This is a genomic window from Caballeronia sp. LZ032 (genome assembly GCF_031451315.1).
Classification (GTDB): Bacteria; Pseudomonadota; Gammaproteobacteria; order Burkholderiales; family Burkholderiaceae; genus Caballeronia.
The window spans coordinates 2,592,098-2,606,543 of the sequence record NZ_JARUXP010000001.1; the positions used below are offsets into that span (position 1 = coordinate 2,592,098).

19 protein-coding genes are annotated in these 14,446 nt (G+C 62.8%); all 19 read right to left on the bottom strand.

From position 1 onward, the window contains the following. Nucleotides 1–48 precede the first annotated feature (48 nt). Nucleotides 49–603: a hypothetical protein gene (locus QCE69_RS12140; RefSeq protein ID WP_309930920.1), complete on the bottom strand. Its 555-nt coding sequence runs from the start codon at nt 601–603 to the stop codon at nt 49–51. 93 nt (nt 604–696) lie between these two features. Then, complete coding sequence (locus QCE69_RS12145; protein ID WP_309930921.1) at nt 697–1,695, bottom strand: hypothetical protein; 999 nt, start codon at nt 1,693–1,695, stop codon at nt 697–699. Between the two features lie 110 nt (nt 1,696–1,805). Further along, entirely contained in the window at nt 1,806–2,618 is an 813-nt protein-coding gene (locus tag QCE69_RS12150; RefSeq protein WP_309930923.1) for a capsid assembly protein, read from the bottom strand. Beyond that, nucleotides 2,615–4,135 (bottom strand): portal protein, encoded by a 1,521-nt coding sequence (locus tag QCE69_RS12155; RefSeq protein WP_309930926.1) that lies wholly within the window; start codon nt 4,133–4,135, stop codon nt 2,615–2,617. The genes QCE69_RS12150 and QCE69_RS12155 overlap by 4 nt, the downstream gene beginning before the upstream one ends. Before the next feature lie 520 nt (nt 4,136–4,655). After that, nucleotides 4,656–4,802 (bottom strand): hypothetical protein, encoded by a 147-nt coding sequence (locus QCE69_RS12160; protein WP_309930928.1) that lies wholly within the window; start codon nt 4,800–4,802, stop codon nt 4,656–4,658. Between the two features lie 148 nt (nt 4,803–4,950). Further along, nucleotides 4,951–5,553, bottom strand: a complete 603-nt coding sequence (locus tag QCE69_RS12165; protein WP_309930930.1) for a hypothetical protein — start codon at nt 5,551–5,553, stop codon at nt 4,951–4,953. Beyond that, nucleotides 5,553–6,122 carry a hypothetical protein gene (locus QCE69_RS12170; RefSeq protein ID WP_309930932.1) on the bottom strand — a complete coding sequence of 190 codons (570 nt, stop codon included), beginning with the start codon at nt 6,120–6,122 and terminating at the stop codon, nt 5,553–5,555. The genes QCE69_RS12165 and QCE69_RS12170 overlap by 1 nt, the downstream gene beginning before the upstream one ends. Beyond that, nucleotides 6,100–6,897: a hypothetical protein gene (locus tag QCE69_RS12175; protein WP_309930935.1), complete on the bottom strand. Its 798-nt coding sequence runs from the start codon at nt 6,895–6,897 to the stop codon at nt 6,100–6,102. The genes QCE69_RS12170 and QCE69_RS12175 overlap by 23 nt, the downstream gene beginning before the upstream one ends. A gap of 191 nt (nt 6,898–7,088) precedes the next feature. Further along, nucleotides 7,089–7,220, bottom strand: a complete 132-nt coding sequence (locus tag QCE69_RS12180; protein WP_309930937.1) for a hypothetical protein — start codon at nt 7,218–7,220, stop codon at nt 7,089–7,091. Nucleotides 7,221–7,401: 181 nt separating this feature from the next. After that, the gene (locus tag QCE69_RS12185) at nt 7,402–7,968 is read right to left on the bottom strand and encodes a hypothetical protein (protein ID WP_309930940.1); all 567 of its coding nucleotides are present in this window, start codon (nt 7,966–7,968) and stop codon (nt 7,402–7,404) included. Then, on the bottom strand, nt 7,965–8,372 hold the full coding sequence (locus QCE69_RS12190) for a group I intron-associated PD-(D/E)XK endonuclease (RefSeq protein WP_309930942.1): 408 nt from the start codon (nt 8,370–8,372) through the stop codon (nt 7,965–7,967). The genes QCE69_RS12185 and QCE69_RS12190 overlap by 4 nt, the downstream gene beginning before the upstream one ends. Continuing rightward, nucleotides 8,372–10,240 (bottom strand): DNA polymerase, encoded by a 1,869-nt coding sequence (locus tag QCE69_RS12195; protein WP_309930944.1) that lies wholly within the window; start codon nt 10,238–10,240, stop codon nt 8,372–8,374. The genes QCE69_RS12190 and QCE69_RS12195 overlap by 1 nt, the downstream gene beginning before the upstream one ends. Next, nucleotides 10,237–10,458: a hypothetical protein gene (locus QCE69_RS12200; protein ID WP_309930945.1), complete on the bottom strand. Its 222-nt coding sequence runs from the start codon at nt 10,456–10,458 to the stop codon at nt 10,237–10,239. The genes QCE69_RS12195 and QCE69_RS12200 overlap by 4 nt, the downstream gene beginning before the upstream one ends. 1 nt (nt 10,459) lies before the next feature. Next, nucleotides 10,460–10,909, bottom strand: a complete 450-nt coding sequence (locus QCE69_RS12205; RefSeq protein WP_309930947.1) for a hypothetical protein — start codon at nt 10,907–10,909, stop codon at nt 10,460–10,462. Between the two features lie 8 nt (nt 10,910–10,917). Further along, the gene (locus tag QCE69_RS12210; RefSeq protein ID WP_409021182.1) at nt 10,918–12,579 is read right to left on the bottom strand and encodes a DnaB-like helicase C-terminal domain-containing protein; all 1,662 of its coding nucleotides are present in this window, start codon (nt 12,577–12,579) and stop codon (nt 10,918–10,920) included. Nucleotide 12,580: 1 nt separating this feature from the next. Next, nucleotides 12,581–12,838 carry a hypothetical protein gene (locus QCE69_RS12215; protein ID WP_309930950.1) on the bottom strand — a complete coding sequence of 86 codons (258 nt, stop codon included), beginning with the start codon at nt 12,836–12,838 and terminating at the stop codon, nt 12,581–12,583. Then, nucleotides 12,835–13,005 (bottom strand): hypothetical protein, encoded by a 171-nt coding sequence (locus tag QCE69_RS12220; RefSeq protein WP_309930952.1) that lies wholly within the window; start codon nt 13,003–13,005, stop codon nt 12,835–12,837. Before QCE69_RS12220 ends, QCE69_RS12215 begins: the two co-directional genes overlap by 4 nt. Further along, nucleotides 13,002–13,628 (bottom strand): RNA ligase family protein, encoded by a 627-nt coding sequence (locus QCE69_RS12225; RefSeq protein WP_309930954.1) that lies wholly within the window; start codon nt 13,626–13,628, stop codon nt 13,002–13,004. Before QCE69_RS12225 ends, QCE69_RS12220 begins: the two co-directional genes overlap by 4 nt. 3 nt (nt 13,629–13,631) lie before the next feature. Then, complete coding sequence (locus QCE69_RS12230) at nt 13,632–14,345, bottom strand: hypothetical protein (RefSeq protein ID WP_309930955.1); 714 nt, start codon at nt 14,343–14,345, stop codon at nt 13,632–13,634. Between the last annotated feature and the right edge of the window lie 101 nt (nt 14,346–14,446).

Consider the following 14,446-nt stretch of genomic DNA (forward strand, 5'->3'; position numbering starts at 1 on the left):
CCGCATGCAGGGACCCGACCCGGGCCTGCACGAGTTGGTCAGAGGGGATTAGAGCGTCCCGTTGGTGAAGGTGCGGCGACGCAGCCACTGCATGTCAGGGTTGTCGTCGAGCATGTTGTAGTTCTCCGACTCGGACTGCGCGGCCTCGGAGACACCAAGCGCCACAGCCTCGTCCTCGCGGAGCATCTGGTCGGACTGCTGGGAGCCGACGTAGGACTTCTGGTACCGGCGGGTGGCCCGCTCGCGGACCTCGATCTGGATCGGGGTCGGTAGGTTCTCGAACGTCGGCAGGGTCACGTACTCGACCTCCACGGGGACCGTGAAGACGTCGGTGTTCTTGACCTTGTCGTAGAGCCGCCCGTCTGCCTCGAAGATGCCGCAGTTCGGATCGGTGGTCCGGACTCGCAGGACGTTGCCCGGGATCAGTATGTTCCCGTTGGCGTCCGGGGACCACTGGGTGACCCGGGTGTTGAATTCGTAGCCCTTGATGGAGACCTCGAGGGTCACCGCGTCAAGGATGCTGGAGCAGTTTGCGTAATCGCCCTGCCCCGATTGCTCGACGAGGACGATCGCCTCGCTGGAACCGGACAGCATGCGGTTCACGGCCTGCAGTCGTGTGATAGCGCCCATAGGTGATTACGGAAAGTGCCGAAAAAAATGGGGACCACCAGAATTAACTGATAGTCCCCACAGGGATTACGCCGAGGCGAACTCGACTGCGCACTCAGCGCGGAGCGTTCCGTGACCGACAGCCTGCTTGGACACGATGAAGTCTTCCTGACGACGAACGTCGCGGAAGGTCTCCGTCGAGATGCCCATCAGGGTCAGCACAGCGACCGCGTCGGGTTGCCACATGAGGCCGAGGGTCTTCGAGAAGTCCGCGCGGTACTTCGAGAACACGCCGGTGTTCGCCGTGTCGTTCGCGTTCGGCAGCAGGTTCGAGTCCAGGATCGTCACGCCTTCGAAGCGGATCGCTTCGGTCGGCACTGCGCCCACGCCCGCCGTTGCCAGCGAGATCAGCGAGTTCAGGTTGACGAACTGACCGGCCGAGTTCTTCGCGTACTTGATCGCGTCGAAGGTCTCCGGGGACACCACGAGATACCACGGGGCCGAGGCCGGGAGGTTCTTGTGCTTCTTCAGGAGCTTCGCCTTGCGGATCGCGTCCATCCAGGCCAGACCATCGATCAGGCCCGTGGTGCCGTCAGCCGCGAGGCCGGCGCTGGCGATCTTGTCGCCGCCCGGGAACGGGCCGACAGCAGCCGTACGCGCAGCGAGGGCGATCTGGCGGAAGTTGTTCTGGTCGTACATACGGGCCAGAGCCTGACCCATGTCGGCCGTCATCGGGCCGCGTACGTCGAACTGCGACATCGCTTGGTCGAAGTCCCACAGAGCGTGGTGAGCGACCATCGGAGCATCGATCGTCACTTCCACTTCGCCCGTTGCGAACGGGTTGCCCAGCATCTCCTGACCACGCGCGAGGTACTCGGCGGTCGAGGTGCCGGTACGCGGGAACTGGTACGACTTGCCCGACGTGATGTTCTTCTCGCGAATCTTGCCCTTCGTCAGCGTTGCAGCCGTGAACGAGGTGAGCACTTCGCCCGAGAACATCTTCAGGAACAGCGAGCGATCGTCAGCCGGGTTCGACTGGCCGTTACCGAACGCTACCGGGTTGCCCGGGTTTGCGGAAAACGTCATGTAGTGTTTGTATGAGAGGAGTTTGCGCTACCCGAACGGGCGACGCGGAAGGGAAATCCCACGCATGACTTACCGGCAGGTGCCGGGGCCAGAGGCGCGGGACGTATTACTTAGAACGCGGAGCGAGCGACCCGCGCGGTGACCTCATCGCGATAGGCTTGCGACGAGTTGTAGCGGGGGTCCGCCATTGCTGCGACCATCTCCGACTGGTCACGGTAGCCACTGATCGTGGGCGTGGTCCGGCCGTTGATGTTGATGAGGCTCGGGTCCTTCCCAGCGTTCATCTTCGAGACGAGCAGTTCGATCGCGTCCTTGGCGTGAGGGCCATTGAGTTGACCGTCGTAATACTCGCGCTGCTGCGGGGTAAGGTTCGCTTGGCCCCACTGGATCAGTTCGTTGAATTGCGCCTGACCGCCGGCCGCTTCGTACAGGCCCTGCGTCGCCTGGGTCTGGAGCGCGACTTGGCCGGCGCGGAACTGCGACAGCATCTGCTCGACCTGCTCGCCCCCGACGCCCAGCGCCTTCGCCAGTGCGCCGGTCAGGGCAGCATCGGGCTTCTCGGCGTTGAACGCGTCGACGATCGTGCCGTCTTCGAATGCCTTCGCGAAGTCGAAGGCCGGGACGTCCTTGCCTTCGTCCGTCTTCTCAGCGGGCTTGTCCGCGCCGTCCTTGGGGGCGGCGGAATCGTCCGTGAGCTTCGGGGCGGGGGCATTGGGGTCCGGCTTGTCCGCAGGAGCTTCCGTAGGCTTCGCGCCTTCCGTCTTAGTCGTCTCCGTGGGCGCCACCGGGGTCGGGGTGCCGCTCTGGCCTTCAGCCTTCGCGATCATCGCCGCGCGATACTCGGGGCTGTCCGGGATAAGCGGAGCAGCCTCGGGCGTCACTGGCGTGGTGGGGGTCGTAGGAGTGGTTGCTTCCGTCGTCATTGAGCGGGGTTAGCCTGTTGAGCCATAGCACCAGCGACAGGACCAGCCGCGCGGGAGGCCATGTCGGCCTGCATCTGCGCTTGCTGCTTCTGCTGCTGTTCCTGCTGGACTTCCTGCGAGGTCTTGATGGACTCGGGGAATCCCAGCGCGGCTGCGGCGGGTGTGAGAATGGTGTCGAACTTCACGTACATCGCGGCTTCCTCTTGGTAAGCCTGCGGGGTGTTCGCGAGGAGCGCCAGGAAAGACTGGACCTTCTTCAGCTTCGCGTCTTTGCCCAGTGCAGCCAGTCCGGTCGTCACCGTGATCTGCGTGTGATCGCCGATGTCAGGGAGTTCCTTCTTCGACTGCATCTGCGCGATGAGCTTGCTCATACGCCAGCCGACCATCTCGGGGCCGAGGTACGAGTACACACCACCCATGCCCTGCTCGATCTCCGACACCAGCATCTGGAGTTCGTAAGCCGTCACGCGCTCGGCGTCGCGGCGCAGGTCATTGGTCAGGAGGAACGCTACCGACAGGTCCTGCTTGAGAGTTGCTTTCTCTTCGGCGAGTGCTTGGATCGCGGCTTGGTTGTTGAACTGGAACGCCTGGACGTCACCCTGCTGACCGCCGCGAGCGGCGATGACATCGCCATTGCGGGCCTGCATGATGCGCTTGCGGAGGTTCCCGCCTGCGGCATTCGGAGCGACGAAGATCAGGTTTCGAGCGGCGATAGCGCCACACTCGAGAATCTGCTGCGACGTCTTCTCCAGCGCCATCAGGTCGGAGTAGTTCAGTTCGACATGCGATCGGCCGTAGTTCTCACCCGACACCAGTTCCCACGCGATGGCGTTGAACGGCATGATGCCGTTGTGCTGCCGGTACGCGGTCACTGTGACGTCGTCGAGGTCCTGCTGAATCGCGTAGACCTTCTCGCTGACCAACTCGAACCGCGAGTAGAGCGTGACGTCCTCGTTCTCCTTCTTCCGCGTTCGGGCGCGGAGGTCGTCGGGGAGCGAGCGGACCTTCAGCTTCTCTGCAGTCACCGCCTCGACCACCTTGCCGTTGAAGTCCCGCACGCAGACGAACTGCGACAGCGGGTACAGCTTCAGCCGACCATCGGGGGCGATGTACTCGCCGACGTTACCGGCGATCACGAGGTTGAGCAGGGAGAGGTACGTCTGCCGGCGCCAGTTCAGTGCTTCGATCTTGGCGTTGATAAGCTGCTCGCACTGCGCCAGCCCCTTGATGATGTCCGGGGGAGGCGACAGCACACCCTCTTGCATCAGCACCGCAGTGCTGGCTTCGAGGTTGAACGCAGAGTCCCCAGGAGGCATGAACGCCATCATGAGCTTCGAGGCGACCGTGGTCGCACCGCGAGCACCAAAGGACGAATACGTCTGGGGCAAAACTTGTGACGGCGATTGGCCGTCAGGAGGGCACACGCTTGCCACGGTCAGAGCCGAGCAGGCTTGCGCTCGCCGGAAATACGGGTCCCGGTCAGGAACCAGTTCCCGGTAGCGGTCTTCCAACTTCAAAGCTGGACGCCGACACCGGACTGGGTGGAGCTTGACGCGGGGGCGGTCAGGTAACGACGCAGGTTGGTCTTCTGCGCCGCCGTCTCGACCGGGGAGTCTTCAGGGGCGTCCACGAGACGTGCAGCCGGTGCCGATGGCTGTGGCGCGTCAGGAGCCTTGTCTACTTTGGGCTTTCCCATACAGGTCCAGGTTGTAGGTGTAATCGTGCGGGTTCGCCGTGAACCCCAAGCGGGCCAGGAGACCCGAGTGAGGTCCAGCGTCGATGGCCGTTACGGTCACCCGAGCAGCGCCGGACGATCGCGCCGCGTCGCTGAGAACGCGTAGAGCGCGGGGAGACACCCACCGGCCCCGTACGCCCGGAGACGCGCAGAGATGCAGGGACGTCCCCGAGCCTCCCAGAGGGAAGAACCACACCGCAACATCGATGCTGCCGCCAGTGCGGCGAAGACAGATCGTGCTGTCGCGGAGATGGCCCTCGGTCCAGTCGGGAAGGTGGGGGTAGGAGCAGGTGTGGAGGAACTCACGAAGCTGCCTGAGCTTGCTCGTCCGCGATCCGCTGGTCATCGTCGATACGATCTGCCAGTTCGAAGATGGCTTGGATGGCATCCTGCGCCCCGGTGAGTTCGTGGGCGGCGGTGTAGTCCTTGGCATGCACCAAGTCGATCATCGCCTCCACAGGGAATTGGTTGAGGAGCCAACTGGCGACGGTACGCAGTTGCGTCGTGCTCGGGCAGTCGGCCGGAAGATCAGACCCTTCCTCTAGGGGACCTCTTAGAGAGTCTTTAGGTATAGGGCCTCCTCTACCATGTGCGGTTTTAATCCGAGGGGGCTTCAGCGACGGCTCGGGCCTGTCCGGAAGCGTCCCCTTTTCGGAGGCTTTCGTACCAGTCCTGAATCGCCGTAAGCCTTGCAGAATTCTTACGGCAAATTGTGTAATTGCTTTCATCGTTCCGCATCAGGTCCGCGAGGGAGAACTGGCTGGGACCGGCGACGACGCTGGCCCCATTTCCTTCAGCGGGATCGCCTTGCGAGCCAGTGCCGGCGGCAGCGGCGGCAGGTCCCGGACTACGACCGGCGACTGCGTCGTTGTGCAGCCGGGCAAGCTGATCGCTGAGACGAACACCGTCAGCGCGAGCAGCAGAGAGTGCGGCCTCGAGAGCCGTCTTGCGAGCTTGGTGAGCATCACGTTCATCCTTGAGTTGAGCCTTGAGGGCGTCGGTCGCCTTGGCGGCAGCGACGGTATCGGCCGCGTGAGCCTTGTCCAGTGCGGCCTTCTGGGTTGCAGCCGCCTGCGCGAGGCCGGCCGTGACGCCGTCGTTGTAGACGTGGGAGCGGTACAGGAGGAAGGCGGTGGACAGGCCGACCGCGAGGAGAATCCCCGCGATGGCCTTCATCGCCCAGGACGGGATCGGGAGCATCAGACGTTCTCCATGATCTCGTTGACCCGCGTGTACAGGTCGTCGAGCGTCCTGTCGTTGACGATGCGCCAGTCATTACGCTCGAACGGGACACCAGCTTCCGATACATGCGCCGCGACCTGAAGCGCGTCGGGGCGCGAGACATGGATGATGATGCCGCCGCGTTGGCGGATCGCATCTGCCTCGTTCTCGAAGCGAACGTCGGTGAACATCGAGTAGCGGTTGTCGTGCTCCGCCAGGGCGAGGGCCTGCTGCATGCCCGAGAGGACCCACAGATTCTCGTTGACCATGCCGCGACCCCACTCGGTGCCGAGCGTCTGCAGCATCTGACGCGGCGACTGTCCGATCCAGTCGACCACCGTTTCCTTCAGGTCGTCGAGATGCTCGCGGGGAATCGCCGTGATCTTGCAGACGAACTGACGCAGCGGCTCGGCGAACGACAGGTGCGCGTAGCCGTACTCGTCCTTCAGGTACTTGCCGATGGTGTCCTTGCCGCTCCGCGCCGGTCCCGCGATCCCGATGAGTGGGAAAGCGAGTTGCGGGAAGTCAGCGTGCTTTGTCTCTTGCATTGAAGTGAATGTCCTTGACCCCCGGGATGGCATAGGAGACCACGCCCGTTTCGGTGTCGTAATCGGTTGGTCGGAGGATGCGTGCGAGCACCGCCTCGCGGCGGAAGTCGCTGAGGTCCTGCAGTTGGTCACGGTACTTGCCGGTCTTCGGCGCGAGGTAGAGGTCCTGCGCCGCGCGGGCCATGTTCGGGAGGGTCGTACCGGCCTCGGTGAGAGCGGCTTCAGCCTTCTTCGGGCCGATCCCGGTGCACCCCTTGAACCCGTCCGTGCTGTCACCGGTCAGGGTCTGAAGCATCCACTGGTAGTTCGCTCGGGACGGCGTGATCTCCACCAGCGTCTTCTTGCCGGTGATGTAGAGCATGCCGGGGACGGTCTTCATGTCCTTGTCGTTCGAGCAGATGATCTTGCCCGGGCCGCTCAGGATGCCCATGACGTCGTCAGCCTCGAGGCCGGGATACCAAATGGGGTTCAGGTTCTCGAAGACGAAGTCCTCGACCGGCTTGTACTGCTCGGGCTTCTCGCCGCGAGCGGCCTTGTAGTCCGGGTAGATGCCGCGCCGGAACAGGCCGCGCTGCTTGGGCGACAGGCAGATGATGTAGTCGTCTGCGTCGACCTCGCGAACCCAAGCTGCGACGATGCGGTTGAAAGCCTCGAGGGCTTCCTCGAAGGTCGGGGGACGGTCGCCGAACGTCTCGGCTTCCCAGTCGGTTTCCTCGACCTTGATGACGGTGGCTTTGTAGATCGCCTCGTCGCCATCAATGAGGGCTGTGGTCAAGCGAGCCTGATGGCCATATAGACGGCGAAGCACATCATCGACATCGCGCCTACGAGGGCCGTGAATGCGGCCGCAGCCAGGAACTTCTCCAAGCGGGTCATAGTTTTTCCTCCGGAATGCAGCAGCGGTACTCGGGATGCGGAAGCACCCTCGCGCACCACCATCAGCGGATTGGTTGAGAGCCGGTCATGTCAGCGACCGAAGATGAGACGGAACAGCGTGACGGCCACCCAGCCGCCGAGGAGCCAGCCGGCGAGCGAGGTGAGCAGCATGAGCGTCCAGAAGCCGTGGTCCCAGAGGGACGCGAGGAAGCGGGAGATCACAGCGGCCTCCGCGTCGTCAGAGAGATGACAGCGGTCCACGGGAAGAAGACCGTTACGTCTTCCCCATATCGAGCCGTGTGGGAAAAGGCGATGCCATCGCCATCGGCCGTGCGTACCCAGCCCTCGGCTGATTCGAACTGCCGCTCCGACACCGCAGTTCTCACACTCCAGGTAGCGTTCTTCACAGGGTGTACTCCGGGCGTTGGCGGAGGCCGTCGCAGTTGACGAACGCCCAGCGCGGGTATTTGGCCTCGAGGCGCTTGAGCCGCTTGGCCGACGACGCAATGCGCCAATCCTCGCGGCCCCGGTCGCCCTCGTACGAGATGGTATGCAGGTACATGTCCTGCACTGCGCTCGGCGTCATCACGACACCATTCGGTGTCACCGCGATCTGCGACAGCCCGAAGTCGAAGTCGTGCAGGTTGTCGACCGGGTCCGTGATCTCGAAGGGGTCGAGGCAGATCACGTTGATCGCCGGGCGTCCCAGGCCTATGTCGATCTCCCACTCGAACTCCTCCATGCCGGACGGGTCGAGCGGTTCACGGACGGTGAACGTGCCGCCGACAGCCTCGGCGAGACGTTCGAGGACGGTCTTCGTGACGCCGTAGCCGGTCATCAGGTCGATGTCCTTGACGGGGACGCCGTGCAGGATGTCGCGCGGGGCGCCACCGGAGATCACGGCGTCGGGCAGGACGTCGCGGGCTTTGACGACGAGGGTCTTCAGGTCTTCAATGGTCAGCTTGTTCATAGGGAATGTTCATAGTCAGCCCACACCGAGCGCTTCCGGTTCGGATGTGTTCCGTCCAGACAAAGGTTGCTCGAAGTGATTAGCAGAGAGGGGATGCACCACAGGCGCTTGAAACTGGGGTCGACGACCACCATCAGGTCGTACAACTCGCTCGGCTTGTAATGCTGGTAGGTGTTCGTGGGGCGGGTCCGACATTGCAGGTACGCCCAAGGAGGCGAAGCCCTGTTCCACGTTGCCGTCTTGACCTGAACCTTCTTCAGTCCATCGGGCGTCGACGCGACGAAGTCGGCCGCATCCTGCTGTACTGCAGGCCAATAGACCTGCTGACCACTCCGCAGAAACCACGAAGCGGCGAAGTGCTCGCTTGCGGCTCCTGTGAAGTGGCCGGGGTTGTCACGCTTCACTAGTGAGTCATGGACCAGTTGTCGCCCACTTCGAACGCACCATCGAGACGGCACCGGAAGTCCCAGTGCTCCCCCGCTTTGGTGATGGCGTTCTTCATGGTCACACCGATTAACTCAGTGTATTGGGGGAGGACTTCCAATTGATATTCATCGTGCACCGCTGCCAGGAACCCGAATTCATTCCCGTGGGTGAGGCCGTGAACTTCCGTGATCTCCGCATAGAAGATCGCGAGGGCCTTCTTCATGATGATCGCGCCGGTTCCTTGGAGCAGGGAGTTGAGCGCGGCGTGCTCCGAACGGATGCGGATGCGACGACCGTCGACACCCTTGACCCACCCACGCTTCTTGGCTGCGGCCTGGACGTCTGCGATCAGTTGACGGAAGCCGACAATACCGTCGAGGAGCTTAGCCTTGACGACCTTGCCGATGGCCTTGGGGGCCTTCAGCTTCTTACCAACACGACACCATGCCGGCCACTCTTCCACCGGCTTACCGCTGGCTCGCCAATCAGCGATCCAGATGAACCCGGCCTTCTCATCGCCGGCCCCGTACAGGCTCCCGTACAGAAGAGTCTTCGCGCCATCTCGGCTGAACAGGTCAGTGTTGTCCCTGTTCACGGAGTGAGCATCCGTCCCCTTCGACTTGTCGCCTTCGAGAAGCTGACTCGTCAAGCGCCCCTTGTCGTACCGCGCAAGGTAATGAGCGAGCACGCGGAGTTCGAGACCCTCGGCGTCGATCCCGACCATCTTCCGACCTGAGCCGGGGACCCACAGCGCACGCATCTCCTCGGCCGAATCGATGTTGGCCGAGTTCGGCCGGCTGTGCGTCATCCGGCCCGTCACGGCGCCGTTCGAATTGACGTATCCGTGCACGCGGTGCTCATCGTCCGCGTGGTGAATCCAGCCGCCACCCGTGCCGTTCTTCTTGGGCGGGGAGGCCAACTGGGTCCACTGCTTGTCGACCCGGGCGAACTTGAGGAGCGGCTGCACCTCGGGGAAGTCCAGCTTCTTGAGGACGGCTTCCGTGATGTTCGGGTTGCCCTTCTCAGTCAGCGGGGCCTTCCAGCCGTACTTCTTCTTCAGTCGGTTCGCCACGTGATACTCGGAGCCGGGATTGAATTCTTGCAAGACCAACTTGGTGTATGCAGCGCCGGCTGTGAACGAGCGCCCATCCCGGTTCATTGATCTCTTCGGAACCGTAACCCCGCCGGAGACAAAGATCGGCGGGAACACCCGTTGCATTTCGGCAAGGTACCCATCCCGGCGCTCCCACAAAGAGGCTGCGAGCGTCATCGCCTCCCGCATGTTCAGCGGGAAGCCGTTCTCCATCTGCAGGTCGATGAGGTACGCGACGGTATGCTCGAGGTCGCAGGACTCGCCCCAGCCACGCACGACCTTGAGCCGGTCGTAGAGAGCCTTGGTGACGCGGATGTCGTCGCCGCAGTAGTCCCGCATCTCTTCCGAGTAGCGATCCCACTCGTCATGGGAACCCTTGAGGACCCCCATCTCGACGCCGTACGTCTTCAGGCTGTGGCCTCCGAGGCGCTCGGGTTCACGGAGACGGCCCATGACCAGCGTGTCGAGGATCGCCGTGTACGGAATATCGACGCCTGTGACTTTCTTGAGAGCCTTGCGGTCGAAGTTGATGCCATTGTGGGCGGCGGTGAGTCCACCGGCCTCCACGTGAGACACCAGCCTCTGTACCCCCTCCGCAAGCGAGGGGTAGTTCGAGTCGAAATCCGTGTAGGTCGTGATCTCGTCACTACCAACCTCGCCGATCGCGAGCACCCAGATTCGAGTGAGTTCTTTCAGGAGGCCATCGGTCTCCAAGTCCCATGCGAGGATGGGGAGGTCGGTAGTGGGAGTCATTCCTTCTCCGGCGCCACGTAGATCACGATCTCGACCATCACCGGGCGACGGTTCAGCCTGTCGGCCTCGACATACGCCCGGCTGGTGGCGTCCTGGACTGCGCGGACGGTGTTTCGAGAAAGCTGGTTGATGTCAGTGTCATGCGCTATGAACGCGTGACGTCGGATAGTGACGTGTCGATCTACGACAACGTCCTCTGCTTGAACTTGTTCGGTCATGTCAGCGGTCAGTGAGTTGGCGATAGAACGAAGCCACCCGGTCGAGTTCGTCGGGAGTAGCGTTGTTCTTGATGACATTCGCGCGGTAGGACACGATCACGATGTTGTCTCGCGTGTATCCACGGCTACTGTCGATGCGGTCGATGCTCGGACTGTGGGTCCGGTCACGACGACCTGTTACAGAGGGGTAAAGAGGGATGCCCAGAACAGGGCAGAGATCGGGGATCACGAGGTCGGCGAGCGTCAGGTTGAACTCCCTGCCCAGCTTTTTCGCCCGCGCCCTTGTTTGCGAGAGCATCAACTTCGTGTAGTTGGTCGAGGCCCAGATACGTTTGGCTTCGGCGACACACTTCTTGCACTTCCCCTTAACTCCACTCTGACCTCGAGGGTCAGGGGAGAAAAGACTGAGCGGGAATCTCCCGCCGCAGCCTTTGCATACCTTGAATTCCAACTGGTTCCTTAGAAGGGCGCGTCGTCTGGCGACTCGTCCTGATCCATCTGGTCGATCTCCTTGGGCAAAGGCTTCAGGCGACCGGTCTTCGGCTCGTACTTGAGACGGTCAGCGGGACCCGTCTTGCCGCCCCGGCGGACCTTGAGCACGCGCAGTTGCGAGATGTCCCGCTCCGCCTCGTCCTCGGCCTGCTGGTTCCGCTCCTTGGCTACGATGACGTCCGGAATCTGCTTCAGCGACCCGCTGCCCTTGATGCTGGACAGGGACAACTGTGCGCCCTCCTCGGCCGTCCGGGACCCCGACTGCTCCTTGCGGACGTGGGCGATCGCGATGACGCTGCAGCCCGTCCGCTCGATCATGGAGCGGAGCTTGGTCAGCAGTTCGTCCTGCCCTTCGTTGTCCAGGCCGGTCGCCGCGATGGTCAAGTGGTCGAGGAACAGGAACTCGGCGCCGTTGAGCGCCATGAATTCCATCTTGTTCACGAGACCGTCTGCGTCCGTCGCGCCGAAGTGATCGTAGGCTTGGTAGTTCCCGCCTGCGAACAGCTTCTTGTAGCTGGACTCCCACTGCTTGTCGGTGAGCAGACCCGGGTTGTCCTCGAGGTCCTCGGCCGGCACGGAGTGGTCCAGGGCCACGAGGTACTTCCCGGTGTCCTCGACGCTTTCCTCCAGGAACAGGGCGCCGACCTTCTTGCCCTCGCACAGCGCCGCGTACATGAACTCGCGAGCGTCAGTCGACTTACCGACGCCAGTGCCGGCCGTGATGAGCCAGAGTTGGCGCGGGCGAATGCCGCGAGTCATGTCGTTGAGAACGGGGTACGGCGTCTGCCATCCCGGTGCCGCCTTGGCCTTCAGCCGTTCGGGCGTCAGGTCCTCGCCGGAGATCACGCCGTCCGGGCGCAGGGTCTTCGCCTCCCACGTCGCGTCCACGACGGCCTTGGGGCCGTGCTTCAGCAGCAGTTCGTTGGCGTCCTTGCACTCGAGCGGGGTCGTGATGAACTTCAGCTTGCCAGGCGGGAGCACGGCGGCGCACGCCTGGATGGCAGCGCGGCCCGGTTCGTCATCGTCAAACCACAGGACGATCTCGTCGTAGCCCTTGAGCCACTCGATCTCGGCCGCGAGCGCCTTGGCTGCGCTCTGTGCCCCGTTGGCGATGGAGACCACCGGCCACTTCAGGGACAGCGCCTGAGCCACGGAGAGGCAGTCGATCTCGCCCTCTGTAACGATCACCTTCTTGCCGGTCGTTCGGAACAGATGCTGACCGTAGAGGCCGGCGGACTTCATCTTGCCGAGGCAGGAGAAATTCTTGTCGGCGTCGCGGAGCTTCTGCGCTACAGGGCTTCCAGAGGCGTCGTAGTACGTCGCGATCTGCACAGACTTCCCGTGGTGGTCCTTGCCCACTCGGTAGTCATACTTGCGGCAGGTCGACTCTTCGATGCCTCGCTTGCCGAGGGACTTGAACTCACCAGGAAGAAGATCGGCTGGTCGCCCCCCGCGTACAGCGCCACTCGAATCACTTCGCCGGGTTGAATCTCCTTCCGGCTGTATCGTGTTGCCACACGAGAAGCAGTGCGTGTGCCCATCGTCGTACTCCCCGTTGGCGTCGCTTGATCCGCAGTTGTCGCACGGACCCTTCGACAGCAGTGTTGAATCGGATTCGTGCTGCTGCATGTCACCCCTTGAATTTGTGGACGAGACAGTTAGGGCGGCGGTCGTACACGACCTCAACGAGATCGAAGGCGGAAGCCTGCGAGCACTTCGGTTCCTCGTTCGGGCGCATCTGCTTTGCCCAGTCATACGAGCGCTGGAGGGACTTCAGCCGCGACGTCGCGGGGCCCTTACTCAGATACGGGCCGTCATAGACCGTCCCGTCTTTGCGCAGGAGGTAGAAGAACGAGACCTGCGCCTGTGCGAAGGTCTTCGGCCTCACTTACTCACCCGCTTCTTCGGACGGGCGTTCAGCATCGACACGAGTTCAGCGTGGCTGACGTTCCGACGCTCGCCGCGACCGCGAAGCTGGTACAGGTCCGCGCCGATCTTCGCTGCGAAGTAGCCACGGAACTTGACGGTGACCGTCTGGGGTTGCTGCTTTTTCATGCTGATTCCTTGTTGGTCTCGCCCTTGGGCATGTGGTCGTTCTCGATCAGCACCTTGAAGTTCTGCTGCGAGGCCGTGTGGTAGACGATGATTCCCTCGGGCCGGTCGAAGCCGGGGACCGCGCTGCTGCCGTGTACACGTAGTTCGTTCATGGCGTACTCCACGCTCGCCATAGGCCCCACACGGAGAACCGGTACCACCTCGCAGCACTTCGGGGTGTCCGAGTTGTGGTCGCCCCATCGGGCCGTGTTGAACAAAGCGAAGCGCTTGTGGTCGAGACCGTAGCCCCGTTGGATGCCCTGGCCGTACCACTCGCCGAAGTGCTGGCCTTCGCCCAGCTTGAAGAGTTCGTCGGCGTTGTCCCTGCACCAGCCGGCGAAGCCGTAGTTGTCCGTCGTCTTACCCGGGGTTATCCAACGGGTGCGCGAACCGACGCGCATGAAGTACGAGTGACGCGGGAGCGTCGACTCCTTCACGGCGATCACGTTTGTCATGTCGACCCCGAAGCGCGAGTCCAGTGGCTCGAAGGAAATCACCACCTGAGCGTTCGTGCCGTCCAGCTTCTCGGTGATGATGATGTCGCGCTTGAGTCGCGGGGTCTTAGGGAATGGCTTGAATTCCATGGGCTACCATCCGTAGGAGGTGTCGGTGATGTACACCTGCGCGTTGCTGCGCAGTTCGTTCTCGACCTTGTGCTTGGAGTTGCGGGTGATCCGGATGAAGAATCGGAAGCCGCGTGCTTTGGCGGGGACGCCTCGGTGCCACGAGTGGACGTCGAACTCGACGATGTCGCCGGACAGCGGGGTCACGCGCTCGCAGTCAGCCGCGACGGAGCCATACTCGATCTGGCTGTCCACTGCCTTGTAGAAGTTCGTACCGAACGCCGTGTGGTGGCTCTCGATCACTTGCCGGTCGAGGTCCACGGGACCGCGCAGGAACTCGGTGAGACTCCCGGTGCCCGCGTCGACGACACACAGCAGATGCCGGGTCTCGTACTCGGGATCGAAGATGTTCGGCTGACCGTCGCAGTAATCCTTGCTGCGCGGCGCGTCGTCCGTGTGCCAGCCGGGGATGCACGGGACCATCCCGGGCATCAGCATGTGATGGCGGGAGTCCACGATGCAGCCCTTCAGGGATTCGATAGTGCCGTCGCCCCACAGCGTCGCTGCCGCGTGGAGGAAGTCCATCGTCAGCAAGTCGCCGTGAACGAAGGCGAAGGCGGGATCGGCGCGGAACAGCATCGGTTCCGCTTTGATGTCAGAGATCAGCGACGTCTGGGCTTGATGCGCAGTCGGGATCAGGTTGCTGTGGATTACGGCGTCGGAGATGTGTCGGCTCATTGTCTGCTCCGTAATGCGTGCGCTGGTACTGCTCCTCGCACGCCTCGTAAATGAAAGAGGCCAGGGTTCGATCCCCGGCCTCGAGTGCTTGGTCTAGGCCG

Coding starts and splice junctions, on each gene's coding strand:
- QCE69_RS12220 (WP_309930952.1), bottom strand. CDS start 13,005: ATGAAAAAGCAGCAACCCCAGACGGTCACCGTCAAGTTCCGTGGCTAC.
- QCE69_RS12145 (WP_309930921.1), bottom strand. CDS start 1,695: ATGACGTTTTCCGCAAACCCGGGCAACCCGGTAGCGTTCGGTAACGGC.
- QCE69_RS12185 (WP_309930940.1), bottom strand. CDS start 7,968: ATGAACAAGCTGACCATTGAAGACCTGAAGACCCTCGTCGTCAAAGCC.
- QCE69_RS12230 (WP_309930955.1), bottom strand. CDS start 14,345: ATGAGCCGACACATCTCCGACGCCGTAATCCACAGCAACCTGATCCCG.
- QCE69_RS12160 (WP_309930928.1), bottom strand. CDS start 4,802: ATGATCGACTTGGTGCATGCCAAGGACTACACCGCCGCCCACGAACTC.
- QCE69_RS12195 (WP_309930944.1), bottom strand. CDS start 10,240: ATGACTCCCACTACCGACCTCCCCATCCTCGCATGGGACTTGGAGACC.
- QCE69_RS12165 (WP_309930930.1), bottom strand. CDS start 5,553: ATGCTCCCGATCCCGTCCTGGGCGATGAAGGCCATCGCGGGGATTCTC.
- QCE69_RS12150 (WP_309930923.1), bottom strand. CDS start 2,618: ATGACGACGGAAGCAACCACTCCTACGACCCCCACCACGCCAGTGACG.
- QCE69_RS12200 (WP_309930945.1), bottom strand. CDS start 10,458: ATGACCGAACAAGTTCAAGCAGAGGACGTTGTCGTAGATCGACACGTC.
- QCE69_RS12225 (WP_309930954.1), bottom strand. CDS start 13,628: ATGGAATTCAAGCCATTCCCTAAGACCCCGCGACTCAAGCGCGACATC.
- QCE69_RS12210 (WP_409021182.1), bottom strand. CDS start 12,579: ATGCAGCAGCACGAATCCGATTCAACACTGCTGTCGAAGGGTCCGTGC.
- QCE69_RS12170 (WP_309930932.1), bottom strand. CDS start 6,122: ATGCAAGAGACAAAGCACGCTGACTTCCCGCAACTCGCTTTCCCACTC.